This window comes from Halomonas sp., assembly GCF_029263665.1.
Lineage (GTDB): Bacteria > Pseudomonadota > Gammaproteobacteria > Pseudomonadales > Halomonadaceae > Halomonas.
On record NZ_JAJUFQ010000013.1, the window covers coordinates 1 to 18509 of the forward strand.

Here is an 18509-nt window from a genome sequence, read left to right on the forward strand (position 1 = left end):
CACAAAGTACTTAGCACAAAGTACGTAGCGCACAGCACGTAACGCAAAGGGCGCGACGGAAAAGTGCTGGCTACTGAAACAGGAGTCATTCCATGAGTCACGTCAGAACACTGAAGGGAAGTTGCCTGTGTGGCGCCGTTTCACTGCAATTGGAAACCGATAAGCACGACATCGGCGCCTGTCACTGCAATATGTGCCGGACTTGGGGAGGAGGCCCTCTTCTTGCCTTGGAGTCTGTTAGCCAAATACAGATTCAGGGAGAAGAACATATCAGCCGCTATGCTTCGTCCGACTGGGCCGAGCGCGCCTTCTGCCGGCACTGCGGCACCCACCTGTACTATCGCCTCAAGGATCAGCCGCATTACGCCATCCCCGCAGGACTGGTAGATCAAGGAGAAGACTGGGTGTTTGACTCACAGATCTTCATCGACGAAAAACCAGCCTGGTACCATTTCGCCAACGACACCAGGAACATGACGGGGAAAGAAGTTTTCGAGGCCTTTACCAAGGAACAGGATCACTCCTGACGGAGCATATCAGGCATATCGCATCAACCCCTGCAGAAAGAACCGGGAGCAACTTCTCTCGGTTCTTTCTTTGCCTGTTTCATGGCTTGCTTCATGCAGCCGTTTCGGAGCGTCGATATCCCTAGAAACCAGAGGGCCTACAGCATCCATTCCACCGGCAGGATGGAGACCACCGATACCAAAGCTCGGCGGAAGATGCCCACATTGGGCTCACCATCATAACGAAACACGCCGTCAGGAGTACGCTCCAGCCAGTACATGCTCCCATCATCGTCCAACTTGACCTCATAGGCGTTGTCGATGACATCGGTATTGAACACCCGCGCCATTTCCTGAGCCAGCTCGGGGCTCTCCACGACAAACCCCAGCTCAGTGTTGAGCTTGGCCGAGCGTGGATCGAAATTGAAGGAGCCAACGAATAGGCGCTCGCCATCCACGGCAAAGGTCTTGGCATGCAGACTGGCGCCAGAACTGCCAAAGGGACCTGCAGATTCATTACGCTCAGGCGCTGATGGCGAACGCCTCAATTCGAAAAGGCGTACTCCTGCTTCCAGCAATGCGCGCCGCCGCTTGGCATAGCCGGCATGCACTGCTGCGACATCCGTGGCCTCCAATGCATTGGTCAGAATGGTGACCTGAACGCCTTCCTTCTCCATGTCGGTGAACATCTGTGTGCCCATTTCTGCCGGTACAAAGTATGGCGATACCAGCTCCACGCTCTGTTCCGGCCAGCCCAGCAGCTTTCGCATACGCTCCATCAGCAGGTCATCATCACTGGCAAGCCCCAGCCCCTTGGAGGGGTCGTCGCTGACCAAGGTCGTCTTCGCCCATACCAGCTCCAATGTACCTTCATCCAGCGACTGCACCAGATCGCTCTGTTCCAGTACCTGGCGATATTCGCGAGCAGCTGGCGATGCCATCACAGCCTGTGTCTCGGCCTGGAAACGCGCCAGCCCTCGGCGCCCGACAGAATCAATCATTCGGCTCGCGGGATAGGCTGACTGGCTGGCCCAATAGCGATCGAAATCCTCCGAGACCTGTTGCACCACGGGACCAATGGCCACGACATCGAGATCGGCAAATGCAATGTCATCACTGGCACCAAAATACTCGTCCCCCACATTGCGCCCACCAATGACTGTGGCTTGATTATCTACCGTGAAGGACTTGTTGTGCATGCGTCGATTAGCCCGGGAAAAATCCGTCAGGTAGCCCACAAAGCGAGGCGAACGCACCAGGAAGGGATTGAACAGGCGGACTTCAATATTGGGATGTGCATCCAGGGCCGCGATCTTTTCATCGAGTCCGGCCGTGTTGGTGTCATCCAGCAGCAGTCGTACACGAACACCCCGGTCAGCCGCTTCGAGCAAGGCGTTGTACAGCATGGTGCCAGAAAGGTCGTCATGCCAGATGTAATACTGCACATCAATCGTCTGCTCCGCCGCTTGTGCCAACAGCAAGCGGGCAGCAAAGGCATCATGTGCATGACGCAGAGGGTGGAGACCACTCTTGTCCGGATGAGCGGCTTCCAGAGGTTCCGTCATTTCACCCAACCGGGTATAGCGGGCTTGTTCAGCAGGCAAGAATGCCGTCTCGCTACGTCCTTCCAGGGAAGGTAGGACACCGCACCCGTTCAATATCAGAACAAGGGCAATTGCCGGCACACCACGCAGGGCAAATAAAGGCATGGATGTCATACGTGACTCTCAACCCACATCGCTAGGCATGCCAGCATAACGAATATATGCCGTAGATACTTCTTACCCAACTGCCTGATGTTGTATGGCGCTTTCCTGTATCAGTGCTCTTCCATATCAGCAAAGCAGGAGGGCGCCAGAGATGTCAGCATTCTCTGACGCTCTTTCACCATCGACACCACACTGCCCACCATGATCAGACAAGGTGATGGCAGCGGAGTACCGGCAAGTCGCATGGGCATATCCGCCAAAGTCCCGATCAAATGCTGCTGATTCGGCAAACTGGCATTGGCGATCAGCATCACTGGCCAGTCATCTGCCAACCCTGCCTGACGCAGACCCCGACAGATGGCCTCAATCTTGTTCAACCCCATATAGAACACCAGCGTTTCATCCGTGCGCGCCAGTGATGCCCAGTCTGGCTCTCCTCCCTCCCGACACAACTGGGCTGTTATCAAGTGCAGGCTCTGGGCATGGGCACGGTCAGTCAAGGGTATTCCCATGGCAGCACAGGCCGCAGACGCCGCCGTGATGCCTGGCACGATGTCACATGCAATACTGGCGCTGTCGAGCGCTGCCAGCTCTTCGCCCATACGGCCGAACACACCGGGATCGCCTCCCTTTAGACGCACAACCGTCTTGCCCTGCCGAGCCAACTGAACCAGGAGTTCTCCAATCTCGTCCTGGGGCACACTATGGTGACCTCGCGCCTTGCCCACATAGCACCGTTCCACATGACCGGGAATCATCTGCAACACTTCATCACCCACCAAGCGGTCATACACCACCACGTCGGCGTTCTGCAGACAACGCAGGGCCTTTAGCGTCAACAGGTCACCCGCCCCACTGCCCGCGCCCACCAGAGACACGCTACCTGGTTTCAAGCGCCCTGGTTTCAAGTTCTCTGGTTTCAAGCTATCTGGCTTCAAGCCAACCGCGATCGACGCACGCATCACGTTTCTGTCTGCGTAGCATTCAGGAAACTGCTGCAGTCTGGCAGCCAAGCGTGCAACGGAATGGCACAGCCTAGCGGTAACATGACACAGGCGGACCATGACTCCCTTCGAGTCCTCAGGCAAACTGGGCTTCAGCGGCATTGCAGGCACTCGCATGGCCTTTCTCCTCTTCAAGCAAAGCTTTCAACTCTGGAATGCAACTACCGCACTGGGTACCGCAAGCCAGACGTGCACCCAAGGCTTCAACACTGTCATCACCACCATGAATGGCCGCCACAATGGGGGTGCGTCCGACCTGATAGCAGCTACACACGACAGGTCCTTGATCCACTGCACCGTCATCGCAGCCGGCCAGCACTCGACGCCGTTGCTCAGAGCTCATGGGTTTTCCATCCGCACTCTCCTGCAGACGTTCTACAAGCCAGCCCAAACCAGGCAACTCTTCAACGGGACCAACCATCAACCACCAGCGTAAGCGGCCATGTTCAATACCCGCGGCACGCAGGCGGCCACTGGAGGCATCCTGTGCCACCGGCCCCACTGGTACGGGAAGGTTATCGGATATCCAGCGCATCCAATCACGCTTGCTGCACTCAGGAGTTCCTGCCAACTGCCAACGCATACCTGAAGTCAGCGGAATTCGAGCCCAATAGGCCGTATCCTCGCAAGCTCGTGCTGCCACTCCATTCATCAGAGCAGGAGGCTTATTCGTCATGGCTAAAGGCTCACTCACCAGGGCTGAGGGCTCATTCATCAGAGCTGAGGGCCCATTCATCAGGGCTGAGGGCCCATTCATCAGGGCTGAAGGCTCTGCTACCCCCAGGCCAGAAGCCAGTGCGTCATCCAGCACCAATGTCGCTTCCCAGGAGATGTCCAGTGCGGTCAGTGCAACGGCACCATGCTTGGATTCAGGTTGGCCGGATAACGGATCGGTAAGTGATTGGTACAAGCTGCCTGCACGCCCAGCAAGGCAGAAGCGATCCGTCCAGTGGATCGGCACGATTACCTCTCCTTGACGCTGGGCCGGTGAAATACGTACCCGAGCACGCATCTCTCCCGTGGCAGCGCGGACCAAGGCCAGGCTATATTCCCTGAGGCCAAGTGCCTTGGCATCGGCTTCGTGAACATCCACGAAAGGCTCGGCCCGATGGTTCATCAAGCGCGCACTGCGGGCCGTACGGGTCATGGTGTGCCACTGGTCACGCACCCGCCCGGAGTTAAGGCGCAATGGGAACGTTTCGCTCAATGCCTGCTGAGGCCCCTGAGGTTTCACCGGCCATAGCCGTGCCTTGCCAGTAGCCGTCGCGAAGACGCCATCTTCAAACAGGCGTGCTGTGCCTTGTGGGGCCTCGGACGTCACCGGCCACTGAATCGGCTTGAGTGCGTCATAGCCTTCATGACCAAGGCCTACCAACCCGGAGAGGTTGAACAAGCGTAACTGGTGTTCGGCATCATTCTCGAAAGCGGATAAACGAGCATGCTCATCGAAGATCTCCCACGGGTGCTGGTAACAGAACGCTTCACCATAGCCCATACGCTCCGCTACTCGGCTGATGATCCACCAGTCATGTCGGGCATTACCGGGAGATGCCAGCAGACCACGCTGCCGGGAAATTCGCCGCTCGGAATTGGTCACGGTGCCATCCTTCTCCGACCAGCCACTGGCAGGCAACACGATATCTGCCATTGCCACGAGATCCGTATCCGCCATGCACTCAGAGACAATCACCAACGGGCAACGCTCAATGGCAGCACGCACCCGATTGGCATCAGGCAGGCTGACCAGAGGATTCGTTGCCATGATCCATAGCGCCTTGATCTCGCCACGTTCAATGGCATCGAACAACTGCACGGCCTTGTAGCCCGGACCATCCGGCAACGTCGGCGTCAGCGATGGCGTACTCCAGAAGCGTGTCACCCGATCGATGGCCCCCGGGTGTTCATAATCCATATGTGCAGCCAACTGATTGGCCAAGCCTCCGACTTCACGCCCGCCCATGGCATTAGGCTGCCCAGTGATGGAAAACGGCCCGGCTCCCGCTAGCCCGATCTTGCCGCCAGCAAGGTGGCAGTTGATGATGGCATGACATTTTTCAGTGCCACTGGTGGATTGATTGATGCCCTGGGAATAAAGCGTTACCACATGCAACTGGCTGGCAAACCAGTAGTAGAAGGTTTCCAGGCGTTCGGCGTCCACATCACAATCTGCAGCCACCGCCTCTACACTTGCATCATCCTCCTGAGCGGCCGCCAGAGCCTCCTCCAACCCGGTAGTGAAACGCTCCACAAAGACCTGATTAAAGCGCTTCTTCTTAGCCATCCAAGCCAGCAAGCCATTGAACAGACGCGCATCGGAACCAGGACGAATGCCAAGATACAGGTCGGCCAGCTCACAGCTATCGGTCACCCGAGGGTCGATCACGACCACTCGCATCAGAGGATTGCGATTCTTGGCCACACGCAGACGTTGAAACAGTACCGGGTGGTTCCAGGCCAGGTTGGATCCCACCAGAACCACCAGCTCCGCATCTTCGATGTCTTCATAGCTGCATGGCACCGCATCGGCACCAAGAGAGCGTTTATAGGCGGCAACTGCAGATGCCATGCATAAACGAGAGTTGGTATCGAGGTGAGGGGTACCGAGAAACCCTTTGAACAGCTTGTTGGCAACGTAGTAATCCTCTGTCAGCAGCTGTCCAGAAAGATACGTCGCCAGCGCTGCGTTACCGTGTTCCTCGCGTACTGTTTGTAGACGTGACGCTACCGACGACAAAGCGGTGTCCCAATCCACCTCTACGCCATCAACTCGAGGGCGAGTCAAGCGACCATGATGCCCGAGTGTTTCTGCCAGGGCAGAGCCCTTTACACATAGGCGGCCGTAATTCGCAGGGTGCTCGCTGTCTCCTTTCACATCGACGATGCGCCCTTCTTCCAGTTGGGCCTCGATACCACAACCCACGCCACAATAGGGGCAGGTTGTCAGGTTGAGCTGCGCCATATTCACTGTCCTCAGAGCCTGGTTAGAAACCGATAAGTGCGACACAGGTAATTCGGCAAAAGTGGTGGACCATGCGGTTCATGAGCCCATAAACGAAAGCGCCCACCCTCCAGGCCGCCAGCATTGCTGACATGGCTTGAATGGGTGGACGCCATTGCCCGACCAATGGAGAACCTCTTCTGGTTCTCCCGCTGTGATTACCTGCCGTTGTCGTGATGAGCTATCGTGAAGCGCTAAATCGAAGAGCTTGACTTGAAGAGCTAACTTGAAAAGCTGTTCTGAATAGCTGACTTGACGGATGCTTCTTCAGCTTAAGCAAACCTCGTGCCAGATTTTCTCTCAAGCAAGCCCAGCCCGCTCTCCCACTCCTCTATCTACCTCTCCGACGACGCTGCTCGATGATGCATTGCACCATATGTCCTCTGCATCCACGTCAATCGCACCATCAAGGTGCAGCTCCACTTTCATCCCATGGTCCAACGCTGCTGTACTTTCATTTCTAACTTTCATTTCTAACTTTCTTCTCCTGACGCTCTTTATTTGACTCTCTTTCTCTGCACTCCCCTACATTGCACCTCTGTTGCATGCCCCTTTTCCATGGATATCTCGCAGCATATCGTCACCAATAAAAAGGCAAGGAAGGTAAAAGCTGGAACACTTCTTGCAAAGCTCATGCAGATCAACAAGGTCGTTGACATCACCCGGCGATGCAACACAACGATGTAACAACAAGGCAGACGCCACTGACCGCAACTTTCTAGATATGAGCCATACCTTATGCCCCTGCCGTTGAAAGTGCTGCTGGTAGATGAGGAGGTCGTTCGTGCCGCCATGGTCGAAGAGGCTTTGTGCCAGGAAGGCCACGAAGTGATCTGTCGGCTTTCCAGTCCTGCCAGCCTGAATGAAATGGTCGCCCGTCACTCCCCTGATGTCGTGATCATCGACATGGAATCTCCCGACCGTGACACCTTGGACAGCATGTCGCTACTGCATCGGGAAAACCCTCGCCCAGTGGTTTTCTTTGCCGACCAACATGACCCTGACTCCATGCAGGCAGCACTCAAGGCCGGTGTCAGTGCCTATGTCGTCGATGGATTGGTGGCCGGCCGGGTAAAGGCTGTCATGGATGTAGCAATAGCACGATTCGAGTCCTTCCAGTCCATGCGCAAGGAGCTGGATCGGGCCCGTAACCAGCTCGCCGAACGCAAGCGCATTGAGAAGGCCAAGGGCCTGTTGATGAAGCATCAGAGCTGCGATGAGGAGCAGGCTTATCGCATGCTGCGCAAGCTGGCCATGGATCGTGGTCAACGCATCGCTGATGTTGCCGACAGCGTTATCGACATCCTGGAACGCCTGGAGAAAGGACTATGAGCGAAGCCAACACCTTTATTACGACCTCTCGCCCTCCCGAGATCGACACTCTGACGCTGGGCTTCATACCACTGATCGATGCCGCCTTGCTGATCATTGCCCGGGAAGGTGGTCACTTCGCTGCACAAGGGCTGGACGTCAATCTTTCCCGGGAAAACGCCTGGTCGACACTGCGCGACAAGGTTGCTGCAGGATTTCTGGATGGCGCACATATGCTCGCCCCCATGCCATTGGCAATGAGCCTTGGCATGTCTCGCGCTCCCTGTGAAACCCTGGCGCCCATCGTACTGGGCACCCATGGCAACACGCTGGTACTTTCCAACCGTTATGCCGAAGGCATGGCACCGCCAGACCCAAACGACCCTGCACGCAACGCCAGAGCCTTGCGCGATCTACTATCCGATCGCTTGATCCACCATCGTGGCACGCCGCCACGCCTGGCCATGGTCTATCCCTATTCCTGGCAGCACTTGCAGATCAGGGCATGGTTGGAGCGAGGCGGCGTCGACCCAGATAACGACGTGGAGCTGATTGCCCTGCCACCGGCACGTATGGTGGATGCCCTGCATGAAGGCCAGATTGATGGTTTCTGCGTCGGAGAGCCCTGGGGCAGCCTAGCGGAGCACCACGGTATTGGACGCATCGTGGCCAGCGGAGCAGACCTGTTTCCGGGGCACCCGGAAAAGGTGCTTGGCGTGACAGCTTCCTGGGCGCATCGTTACCCCGATACCCTAAGCGCCCTGCTGAGGGCCATACAAGCCGCAGCCGACTGGCTCGATAGTGGTGAAGAGGCCCAACAACAAACCTTGCAGTGGTTGGCACTGCCACCCTATCTGGATCGTCACGTCAGTCATCTGGACAAACTGCCGCTCGGTCAGGCGCCGACCATGCAGTACCTGACCCACCTGTCGCTCCATCCTGAAGCTTTTGCTGTCATGGCCGCGCACATGAGGCCATTGGCCGAGTCCCGAGGCAACCGACTGGACCCTGAGGTATTGGCACGCTGCTATCGACCGCTCCTGTAGAACGTCGTTACAGCAATGTGCAACACCGTGCAGCCATGCACCAATGCTGTGCTGCTCTGGTGATACATGCACGATACCGTCCATCGTCTCATACAGCTACTGTCATATATATACTTGTTTTATAAGCAATAGATTCATATCTGGCCCATATCTCGCTAGAAGAATCACATCAATAACCGGACCTGGTTTCACTGCGGTCAACGGCGATCGCTTCCCGAAAGCAGGATGAACCTGCATAGGTAGACAAAGACGTCTCTGTATTCCCGATGAAGGGGGTACGAGACGTCTTTGCCGTTTCTGGAGGCTATCCATGAGTCACTTCCCTGTGCTGCACCAACACCTGGTGATCGTCGGCAACGGCATGGCAGCTCACCGACTGGTCGAAAGTCTGCGCAAACTGCCAGGCGCTCCTTCACGCATCACGGTCATCGGTGAAGAGCACAGTGCCGCCTATAACCGCATCATGTTATCGCCTTGGCTGGCGGGTGAAATCGATCATTCAGGTCTGCTCTTGCCTAGCGCCGCAGCAGATCAGCCAGAAAAGCTTCATGCAGCCCCCCATATCGAAACCCGCCTGGGATTGCGTGTCACCACTATTGATCGTGCTGGCCATCATTTGCATTGCGCCAATGGTGAAGTGATCGACTACGACCACCTAGTGATCGCCACAGGCTCACGCTCCTTCATGCCAGAGCTGGCAGGACTCGAGCTCGAGGGCGTTGGTGGTTTTCGCGATCTTCAAGACGCAGAGAACCTTGCCAGCAACACCATAAAAGGTGGAGCCGCCGTGGTTATCGGCGGCGGCCTGCTCGGCCTGGAAGCAGCAGAAGGCCTGCGTAAGCGCGGCATGCAAGTCACAGTCCTGCAGCGCAGTGACCGCTTGATGAATCGCCAACTGGATACCACTGCCGCCAGGATGCTGACCCAAGAGCTCGGGTCCCGCGGGCTGCACATCATCACCGCAGCCAACCCCACTGAAATCATCGGCAATGATCAGGGCCAGGTATGTGGCGTCCGCCTGGCCGGAAAGAACGGCATCATCGCAGCGGACCAGGTGGTCATTGCCGCAGGCATCACTCCCAACATCGAACTGGGGCTTGATGCTGGCCTCGATTGTCAGCATGCCATCCTCGTCGACGAATACCTGGCCACTTCCGATCCTGATATCTCGGCCTTGGGTGAGTGCTGCCAGTTCCAGGATTCCACCTACGGTCTCGTCGATCCCATCTGGCGTCAGGTGGACGTACTGGCCAAGCGTCTATGTGCTCAGCCTGGAGAGCCTTATCGCGACCAGGAAAGTGCCACCAAACTCAAGATTTCCGGCATATCGCTGTACGCCTTCGGCCCTACTGATGCGGAACCGCACCACGAAGTGCTGACCTACCACGATCCCCAGCAAGGAGAGTATCGCCGCCTGCTGCTGCGTGCCGGACGCCTGGAAGGTGCCGTGCTGTACGGAGATACCCGCATGGGTCCCTGGCTGTTCCAGCTTGCCCAAGATGCCACTCAGCTCGACAGCGTGCGCCAGTCATTACTGCTGGGGCAGGCCGATACCGAAGCTCTGTTCTCCGAGCACCTGACACAGTACCAGAGCAGCGAGCCCCATGCTGAATCCGCAGGCTCCGCTCACGCAAGTGCCAGTTGCTCAGACGCCAAGAGCTCTGATCCCAAGAACGTTGATTTCAAGAGCGTTGATTCCAAGAACAGCGCCGCCGCTCAGGAGGCTGCATGACCATGACAACACTCCCCTCTTTCTCCGCTCGCCCCACTTTGATCGTGGTGGGAAACGGTATGGTCGGTCATCATTTGATCGAGCAACTGGTCGAGCGCAATCTTCATTGCGACTACCGCATCGTGGTGTTCGGCGAAGAACGCCATCTGGCCTACGACCGGGTGCACTTGTCCGAGTATTTCAGCGGCCGCGATGCCGAATCCCTGGCCCTGTCCACCACGCAATATTACGCAGAGCACGCCATTGAGCTGCACCTGCACGAACAGGTGACGGGGATTGATCGTGAAAGGCGTGAAGTGCTCACCCCTCAAGCCCGCTACCGCTTCGATCGTCTGGTTCTGGCAACAGGCTCCTACCCCTTCGTGCCACCGATTCCCGGCAACGACCACGATGGCTGCCTGGTCTATCGCACTCTGGAAGACCTCGATGCGATCCGCGATGCTGCTCAGACTTCATCGACGGGTGTCGTGGTGGGAGGAGGTCTGCTGGGCCTCGAGGCCGCCAACGCTCTGCGTGGCCTTGATCTCGATACGGCGGTGGTCGAGTTCGCTCCGCGCTTGATGCCCATGCAGGTCGATGCTCAAGGTGGAGAACTGCTGCGCGAAAAGATCGAGATGCTGGGGGTACAGGTGCTCACTGAACGCGCGACCCAACACATCGAACCAGGAGAATCGAGCCGCCTGCGCATGGTATTCCAGGATGACAAAGTCCTGGAGACCGACCTTATCGTCTTTTCTGCCGGCATCCGGCCCCGTGACGAACTGGCCCGCGACTGCGGTCTGGAAATCGGCGAACGCGGTGGCGTCGTCATCGACGATTGCTGCCTGACCAGTGATCCCGCCATTCTGGCTGTGGGCGAAGTGGCACTATGGAACAACAGTATCTTCGGACTGGTCGCACCAGGCTATCAGATGGCCAAGGTCGCTGCCGACACCCTGAGTCTGTCTGAAGTCGAGCAGCCCGCCACCTTTACCGGCGCCGACATGAGCACCAAGCTCAAGCTGCTCGGCGTCGATGTGGGTGCCATTGGCGATGCACATGGCAACCGCTCTCCGGGAGCCAAGCAATATCGTTACTTTGACCAGATCGAGCAAGTCTATCGCAAGCTGGTCGTCACCGGTGATGGCAAGAAGCTGCTGGGTGCCATGCTGGTAGGAGATAATGCCGCCTATGACACCCTGATGCAGTATTACGCCAATGGCATGGAACTGCCCAAGGATCCTGCCTCACTGATTTTGCCGAATACGGAAGGTGCCCCAGCCTTGGGCCCCGACGCCCTACCAGAAACGGCCACCATCTGCTCATGCCACAATGTCACCAAAGGCGCGATCAGTGCTGCCATTGATGCAGGTTGCAGCGACCTCGCCACCATCAAGGGACAAACCAAGGCCAGTACGGGTTGTGGCGGTTGTGCAGCGCTGCTCAAGAGCGTCTTCGACCATGAGTTGGCATCCCGTGGCATGGAAGTCGATCATTCCATCTGTGAACACTTCACACACACCCGTCAGGCACTCTACGACATCGTTCGCGTGGAAGGGATCAAGACATTCAGTGAGCTGATGGCCAAGCATGGCCAGCAGCTCGACGATGGTTCTCCCTGCCTGGGCTGCGATATTTGCAAGCCAGCAGTGGCTTCGATCCTGGCGTCCTGTTTCAACGAGCCGATCACCGATGCGGCCCATATCCCGCTGCAGGATACCAATGACACCTTCATGGCCAACATGCAGAAGAATGGGACCTACTCCGTGGTGCCCCGCATTCCCGGTGGAGAAATCACCCCGGACAAGCTGATCGTTCTGGGAGAGGTAGGCAAGAAGTACAACCTCTACACCAAGGTGACCGGAGGCCAGCGCATCGACCTGTTCGGTGCCCGCCTGGAAGACCTCCCGGCCATCTGGGGCGAACTGATCGAAGCGGGTTTCGAGACGGGCCACGCCTACGGCAAGTCTACCCGGACAGTGAAATCCTGCGTCGGCAGCACCTGGTGCCGCTACGGTGTACAGGACAGCGTCGGGATGGCCATCAGGCTCGAGCACCGCTACAAGGGGCTGCGCTCTCCCCACAAGCTCAAGTTTGCTGTATCAGGTTGTACCCGAGAATGCGCCGAAGCCCAGAGCAAGGATATTGGTGTCATTGCCACCGAGAACGGCTGGAACCTGTATATATGCGGCAACGGCGGCATGCGGCCACGTCACGCCGAACTCTTCGCCACCGATCTGGATGACGAGACGCTGATCCGCACCATCGACCGAGTACTGATGTTCTATATCCGCACAGCCGATCGTCTCCAGCGTACTTCGGTATGGCGTGAGAACATCGAAGGTGGGCTCGACTACCTCAAGGACGTCATCCTCAACGACAGCCTGGGGCTGGGTGAAGCGCTCGAGCATCAGATGCAGGCCATCGTCGACACCTACGAGTGCGAGTGGGCCAACGCCATCAGTGACCCGGAAAAGCTCAAGCGCTTCCGCACTTTCGTCAATGACCGGCGTCCAGATCCAGACATCATCGTGACCGAAGAACGTGGCCAGTTACGCCCAGCCTGATATTCGACATGCCCTATCGACTCAAGGAAACTGACTCATGAACTCATCCACTGCAGCCATGGCAACGTCTTCCGCCTCCTGCTGGCACCTCCTGTGTGAACGTCACGACCTGATCCCTTTTTCCGGTGTTGCTGCATGGCTGGAGACCAGTGAAGGGCCGGCTCAAGTTGCCATCTTCTACCTGCCTGGGCAAAAACAGGAGCTCTATGCCATTGACAACCACGATCCGTTATCCGGTGCCAATGTCATGGCCCGAGGCATCATCGGAGACCTTGACGGCCAGCTGGTGGTAGCTTCTCCGCTATACAAGCAGCATTATCGTCTGGAAGACGGGCAATGCCTGGAAGAAGCCGCCATCAAGGTGCGCGCCTGGAACATCGCTTTTGATGGCGACAATGTACTGATTTACAAATAGCGGTATTGATAAACAACATCGCTTACCAACAACTACAAGAAAAAACCTTCCTGACGCTCCACTCTGGGGCGCCAGGCCCAGGCTCTGCTCTGTCCTTTTCCCCGGCGATTGCTGTTTTAAGAAATTTGCATTTCGCCCTTGCAGCATTTCTGTCATGGTCCATGATTAAGGGGAGTTTGCTTGAAAGGGAAATGCACCCTGGGAGCAAATCAAGGTCCAAAGGATATACCCCGACAGATTTCCCCAGCGAAGAAGGAGGTTCTGGCCCCAGCAATCATTGCACGACGGCCCTGTCACACAACTGGCTGTCACATGACTGACACAGTGCGCTGACAGTGTCGACATCGAGACGTCATGTTGACGTCCAAGGTGACAATCAGGAGAGCTGTGCCGATGGTACGCATCGACAAGAAGGCCACCCGACTGTACGTGCTGGACACCAATGTCCTGATCCACGACCCAGCCGCCCTCTACCAGTTCGACGAGCATGAGGTAGTCATCCCCATGACCGTGCTGGAAGAGCTCGACAAACACAAGAATGGTATCCGAGAAATTGCTCGTACCGCCCGGCAAGTCAGCCGGACCCTCTCGGACCTTACCGCCAATGTAGACTTCGACCAGATCCACCAGGGAATTCCCATCGAACGTGCCGCAGGTTCCAATGGTTGCCTGCGCTTGCTGTGCTACAGCGACCTCACCCTTCCCGACAACATGGACGACAGTCCTGACAATCGCCTGCTGGCAGAAACCTGCCGCCTGCGCGATGAACGCCCTGACGCCTCTGTCATCTTGGTCACCAAGGACATCAATCTCCGGGTCAAGGCTTCCGCCTTGGGCGTACCGGTAGAAGATTACCTGACCGACCGTGCCTTCGATGACACGGATGTCATGGCGGAAGGTGTCAAGATCTACCCGGATGCAGGACATGATCTGTGGGAAACCCTGGCCATGGATGTCAAGGTCGAACGTGATCATCACAAGGTGATCTATCACCTCAATGGAGAAATCCCCCCCGAGTGGTACCTTGGCATGCTGGTGTCCGACAACGACCATGAAGCCAGCTTCGAGGCCATTGTACGGGAAAGCGCTCCCCATCAAGCCACCCTGGAGCTACTGACCAATTATCGCCATGGCGCCAGTGTATGGGGAGTACATGCCCACGACAGTCGCCAGAACTTTGCCCTCAACCTGTTGATGGACGATGACATCGACCTGGTCACCATTGCCGGTAGTGCCGGTACCGGAAAGACCTTCATGACCCTGGCTGCGGCCTTTCAGCAGACACTGGACAGCAAACGCTTCGAACGTATTGTCTTCACCCGAGCACCAATCTCCATGAGCGAAGACATCGGCTTTCTACCAGGCACAGAAGAGGAGAAAATGTCGCCCTGGATGGGCGCCTTCCACGACAACATGGACAACCTGTTGCGCGATGAGCACGACGGTAGCTCCACCTGGAACCAGGATGCCACTCGTCAGTTGCTCGGATCGCGAGTGCAGATCCGTGCTCCAGGCTTCATGCGTGGCCGGACCCTGAATGATACTTTTCTGATCATCGACGAGGCCCAGAACTTCACACCCAAACAGCTCAAGAGCCTGGTGACCCGTGCTGGACGCAATACCAAGATTGTGTGTCTCGGCAATGTCGGCCAGATAGACACGCCTTACCTCACGGCCAATACCTGTGGCATGGCCGCTGTCGTCCAGAACTTCAAGAACTGGCCTCATGCAGGGCATGTCACCCTACAGAGTGTCGAACGTTCCCGCTTGGCCTTGGCTGGTGAGGAGCTTCTATAGTCTATCTACCCTTGGATACTACTGCCCCCGGACCAAAGGTCCGGGGGCAGTAGGAAGAGCTGGTAACCCGTTGCTTCTTTTCGGTTAGAGTACTTAGTATTCCGCCCCAAAATAGCTATCAAGTTACTCCTGACCATCACCCTCATACGGAATGGTCACCATTCCATAAGAGTGCACGAGCTCGCTACCTTCATAACTATCAACCAGGCTCAGCGTTCCATCATCATGGTTAATCTTGAAAACCCATGTCGTCCCTGTATTTCCACTTATCGTGTTGACATAATTTCCATCAGCACTTAAATCAATATCCAAGAAATATTCATCATAACTTGGCGCATGATAGGCAATTTCTTCCGACAGCTTGATGCTTCCATCTTCATTGATACTATAGGTAGAAATACTTGATGTTGGCGTATTGGTTGTCCATGCAAACTTTCCATCACGAGATGAAGTTATCCAGCATACCGCTTGTTGTCCACCCCAAATATCGCTCCCGGCAAGAACATCAGGGGAGATAATGGATATCTTCCCTGTTTCATCAATATTATAAGAAGTTACTGAACCCGTTTGTCCTTCATACAAATCAAGGAACGGGTATTTTTTCTTGCTTTCTGGCGATGATGGATGGGGCTGGTAGTTACTGTCAATGAATCTCGCCTCGGTCACCAGAAATGTACTATTACCACCCTCTCCGGGAATCATTTTAGTTCCAATGGGCAGGGCAAAAAAGCGTTCTTTTGAAGATTGCGGTGAATTGATACTTGATACCGGGGCATCAGACAAGAGACCATCACTTCCAACCGAGTAAACATGGGTTACTCCTGTAGTTATCTCTACTACAGCCAGGAATTTTCCATCAGGAGTAAACTCTACACTCGCCGGACGACCTGTTAGGTTTCGAATTGAATTGGGAATGGGAGTCAAATCCCCCTGTTCATCAATCGTAAATCCTTTGAGATTACCATCACCGGGACCATCTTTCTTTTTTCCCATGCTGGAGACATAAACCAAGTCATGATAAGACGCAATGCTGTTAGGCTTTACATCACCAGCGTCAACCACATCCACTAACTTCAGGGACAAGTCTTCTTGTACCTTTAAAGAACTGACTGTTCCATCGCCTGCATTCGCAATAAGGACATTTTTATTATCCCAGGATCTCCACAGACCATAAGACGAACTTAACGGATCCATTCCGTCTTCACCTTTTTCTGGGGCATAGGGAAGGCCATCCAGTTTGATAAGACCAGTTCCTTTACCACCTGTATTGAACTTTCCAATTTCTTCTAAAGTTCCATCAGAGTATTGTTTATATCCGATGATTGAATTTTCCTCATCATCATTTGTGGCTACATATACACCACCTGTAATTTCTCTTGCCATCGCGTTAACTGATGCCAACATCAACACACATGCCAGAAATTTCTTCATAATCCCCTCACTTTACTTACACTCTAGATAAACAAAGGTAATTTATACAATTACCAAACCTGATCATATTCGTGATATAAATCAATATCTAGAAGAGAGTCTTCTGGCATGCCAAACTGGCACAATTAAACAAATATTGCGCATAGAGTAATGTTGTCTTAGTAATCAGAAGCAATAGCAACTTCAGTTAAAATCATTAATATAACAATAGGATACGAGGATCATCAGGAAGGAAAGTCAGCCGCTTCATTATAGCGACACACAAAAGCTCGGCAGGCTCCACAATACACCCAGGCGTCAGGTGTCCCCGTGGTAGGGGCACGCAACTGTCGTTGACCACAATTCGGGCAGGGGGTTGGCAAGCAAGGGCCTTCTGGTAGCTCATGCAAGGAGTTACTGGGTTCATCGATGGCCAATCTGGCACTACCAGAGAAGGTATCAACAAAGCGATATTCCCTTATATGGCTGCCATCGCCTTCATGACCGCTTGCACTGATTTCGTCCTGATCGAGCCAACCTCCCCGCGACAAGCCACGCAAGCAATTTCTCCCTGCATGCTTGGCTTCATAGAGTGCTCGGTCAACACGTAGCATTGCCATCTCCAGCTCTTCTGCTTCATCGAGCCAGATAGCCCCCATGCTGACAGTCACCCGGAGTGCCCTATCGCCAACCTGCATGGTCATCGATTCGACATTGCTCCTCAAGCGCTCAAGAATCTCGCGGGCATCAACCAGTTGGACATCCACCAGCATGACCACGAACTCTTCTCCACCAATACGCGCAATCTGATCATAAGGTCTGAGGCTCATACGACAGGTTTCCGAGAAAGACTGCAGCACCTTGTCGCCAGCGGCATGGCCATAGCAATCATTGAGCGCCTTGAAATGATCCAGATCGAGCATGGCCAGCACCACATGCTGTCCATGACGCATGGCCTGAGCTGCAGCGGCTTCCGCTGCATCATGAAAGGCACGCCGATTCATCACCCCAGTCAGCGCATCGGTACTTACCAGTTTCTCAATCTGGCTCTCGTGCAGCTTGCGCTCCGTGATATCCAGCAGCAGGCCATCCCATGCAACAGCACCATCAGCAACGCGCTGGGGCACTCCTCGTGCTTCAAACCAACACAGACTACTACCAGAATCGATGCACATTTCAAGCCGCCAAGGAGACATGGTAGACCCGGATTGAGCCAATTCGATGAATAGCTTCAGACGCTGCTCCTCACTCATGCGGTTCAGCAATACGTCCGCATCTTTCCTTACTTCATCGGCGCACAGCAAAGTCTGCTCTTCAAAACCCGGCCCAAGGTAGTCGAAGGACAGAGCACCTTCGTGAGCTTGGCGCAAGCGAAAGACAATCCCTGGGATACGAGCCACATAGGATTCAATATCCTCTCGAGTGCTAATATTTTCAGGAGTTTCATTGTTCTCATGCAGGTACCGTTCAGCGAGGACCTGAGAGAATACTTCCGAGATGTCATGCAGCATGACCAGACAAGCAAGACCGGCATCATAAAACGGTTGCACCACCACACTCATCTGGCACATACCGCCACCTCCTGTACGGCAGGTGACCAGTCCTTGCCAGGCGGAACCTTGACTGATGCAATCACGAATCGCCCGAGCGAACACCGACGCCTCACCTTGCGCGGCAATCACTTCCGGGGATTTTTCCAGTAATAGCTGATCCGACAATGCCAGACACGACATTGCCTGAGGGTTGGTACAACGGATGAGTCCTTGATGATCAACGCCAAGCAACACACCTGGGAAGTGCTGAAACAGCATTTTCACAGTCGCTTGAGCACACTCTTTTTCTTGCTGACGTCGATGTTCCCCTAATCCCAACATGCCCTGAAGCCACATGAGAGGCTCCCTGCACAATCTGCGCAACTAGTGTTTATGGTTATTGTGTATACCTAGCTTAGGACACGCCATGGCGACTCGCTCAGACAGCTTCCTCATTTCCATGATCTAGGTTCAACGAGGAGCTAACGCTTGAAGAGGACATG

Annotated in this window: 12 protein-coding genes; 7 read left to right on the top strand and 5 right to left on the bottom strand. The window is 55.3% G+C overall.

Translation table 11 applies throughout. The annotated features are described in order from the left end of the window. Positions 1-92: 92 nt before the first annotated feature. Entirely contained in the window at positions 93-527 is a 435-nt protein-coding gene (locus Q1K07_RS13400) for a GFA family protein (RefSeq protein ID WP_300311639.1), read from the top strand. Positions 528-664: 137 nt separating this feature from the next. On the opposite strand, the gene Q1K07_RS13405 is transcribed toward Q1K07_RS13400, so the two are convergent. The 3 genes from Q1K07_RS13405 to Q1K07_RS13415 form a co-directional block, all read right to left on the bottom strand. Continuing rightward, positions 665-2224 carry a phospholipase D family protein gene (locus tag Q1K07_RS13405; RefSeq protein WP_300311641.1) on the bottom strand — a complete coding sequence of 520 codons (1560 nt, stop codon included), beginning with the start codon at positions 2222-2224 and terminating at the stop codon, positions 665-667. 101 nt (positions 2225-2325) lie between these two features. Continuing rightward, complete coding sequence (gene cobA / locus Q1K07_RS13410) at positions 2326-3336, bottom strand: uroporphyrinogen-III C-methyltransferase (RefSeq protein ID WP_300311643.1); 1011 nt, start codon at positions 3334-3336, stop codon at positions 2326-2328. Then, a complete protein-coding gene (locus tag Q1K07_RS13415; protein WP_300311645.1) occupies positions 3296-6178 on the bottom strand; it encodes a nitrate reductase in 2883 nt (960 codons plus the stop codon). Before Q1K07_RS13415 ends, cobA begins: the two co-directional genes overlap by 41 nt. Before the next feature lie 777 nt (positions 6179-6955). Here Q1K07_RS13415 and Q1K07_RS13420 point away from each other — a divergent pair. From Q1K07_RS13420 to Q1K07_RS13445, 6 genes are all read left to right on the top strand, one after another. Further along, positions 6956-7549, top strand: a complete 594-nt coding sequence (locus Q1K07_RS13420) for an ANTAR domain-containing protein (RefSeq protein ID WP_300311647.1) — start codon at positions 6956-6958, stop codon at positions 7547-7549. Further along, complete coding sequence (locus Q1K07_RS13425) at positions 7546-8574, top strand: CmpA/NrtA family ABC transporter substrate-binding protein (protein ID WP_300311649.1); 1029 nt, start codon at positions 7546-7548, stop codon at positions 8572-8574. The genes Q1K07_RS13420 and Q1K07_RS13425 overlap by 4 nt, the downstream gene beginning before the upstream one ends. 310 nt (positions 8575-8884) lie before the next feature. Next, the gene (locus tag Q1K07_RS13430; RefSeq protein WP_300311678.1) at positions 8885-10306 is read left to right on the top strand and encodes an FAD-dependent oxidoreductase; all 1422 of its coding nucleotides are present in this window, start codon (positions 8885-8887) and stop codon (positions 10304-10306) included. A 2-nt stretch (positions 10307-10308) separates the two neighbouring features. Next, positions 10309-12852: a nitrite reductase large subunit NirB gene (gene nirB, locus Q1K07_RS13435; protein ID WP_300311893.1), complete on the top strand. Its 2544-nt coding sequence runs from the start codon at positions 10309-10311 to the stop codon at positions 12850-12852. 37 nt (positions 12853-12889) lie between these two features. Then, positions 12890-13267, top strand: a complete 378-nt coding sequence (nirD, locus tag Q1K07_RS13440; RefSeq protein ID WP_300311679.1) for a nitrite reductase small subunit NirD — start codon at positions 12890-12892, stop codon at positions 13265-13267. Positions 13268-13660: 393 nt separating this feature from the next. Beyond that, entirely contained in the window at positions 13661-15064 is a 1404-nt protein-coding gene (locus Q1K07_RS13445) for a PhoH family protein (RefSeq protein WP_300311682.1), read from the top strand. A gap of 123 nt (positions 15065-15187) precedes the next feature. Here Q1K07_RS13445 and Q1K07_RS13450 read toward each other — a convergent pair whose 3' ends face one another. Beyond that, positions 15188-16495 (bottom strand): beta-propeller fold lactonase family protein, encoded by a 1308-nt coding sequence (locus tag Q1K07_RS13450; protein WP_300311685.1) that lies wholly within the window; start codon positions 16493-16495, stop codon positions 15188-15190. A 224-nt stretch (positions 16496-16719) separates the two neighbouring features. Further along, positions 16720-18363: a sensor domain-containing diguanylate cyclase gene (locus Q1K07_RS13455; RefSeq protein ID WP_300311687.1), complete on the bottom strand. Its 1644-nt coding sequence runs from the start codon at positions 18361-18363 to the stop codon at positions 16720-16722. Positions 18364-18509: the final 146 nt, after the last annotated feature.

What these genes read in the sequence shown, in the direction of transcription:
- Q1K07_RS13420 (WP_300311647.1), top strand. Translation starts at nt 6,956, where the DNA reads ATGCCCCTGCCGTTGAAAGTGCTGCTGGTAGATGAGGAGGTCGTTCGT.
- Q1K07_RS13425 (WP_300311649.1), top strand. Translation starts at nt 7,546, where the DNA reads ATGAGCGAAGCCAACACCTTTATTACGACCTCTCGCCCTCCCGAGATC.
- Q1K07_RS13415 (WP_300311645.1), bottom strand. Translation starts at nt 6,178, where the DNA reads ATGGCGCAGCTCAACCTGACAACCTGCCCCTATTGTGGCGTGGGTTGT.
- cobA (WP_300311643.1), bottom strand. Translation starts at nt 3,336, where the DNA reads ATGCGAGTGCCTGCAATGCCGCTGAAGCCCAGTTTGCCTGAGGACTCG.
- nirB (WP_300311893.1), top strand. Translation starts at nt 10,309, where the DNA reads ATGACAACACTCCCCTCTTTCTCCGCTCGCCCCACTTTGATCGTGGTG.
- Q1K07_RS13450 (WP_300311685.1), bottom strand. Translation starts at nt 16,495, where the DNA reads ATGAAGAAATTTCTGGCATGTGTGTTGATGTTGGCATCAGTTAACGCG.
- Q1K07_RS13430 (WP_300311678.1), top strand. Translation starts at nt 8,885, where the DNA reads ATGAGTCACTTCCCTGTGCTGCACCAACACCTGGTGATCGTCGGCAAC.
- Q1K07_RS13445 (WP_300311682.1), top strand. Translation starts at nt 13,661, where the DNA reads ATGGTACGCATCGACAAGAAGGCCACCCGACTGTACGTGCTGGACACC.
- Q1K07_RS13405 (WP_300311641.1), bottom strand. Translation starts at nt 2,224, where the DNA reads ATGACATCCATGCCTTTATTTGCCCTGCGTGGTGTGCCGGCAATTGCC.
- Q1K07_RS13400 (WP_300311639.1), top strand. Translation starts at nt 93, where the DNA reads ATGAGTCACGTCAGAACACTGAAGGGAAGTTGCCTGTGTGGCGCCGTT.
- nirD (WP_300311679.1), top strand. Translation starts at nt 12,890, where the DNA reads ATGAACTCATCCACTGCAGCCATGGCAACGTCTTCCGCCTCCTGCTGG.
- Q1K07_RS13455 (WP_300311687.1), bottom strand. Translation starts at nt 18,363, where the DNA reads ATGTGGCTTCAGGGCATGTTGGGATTAGGGGAACATCGACGTCAGCAA.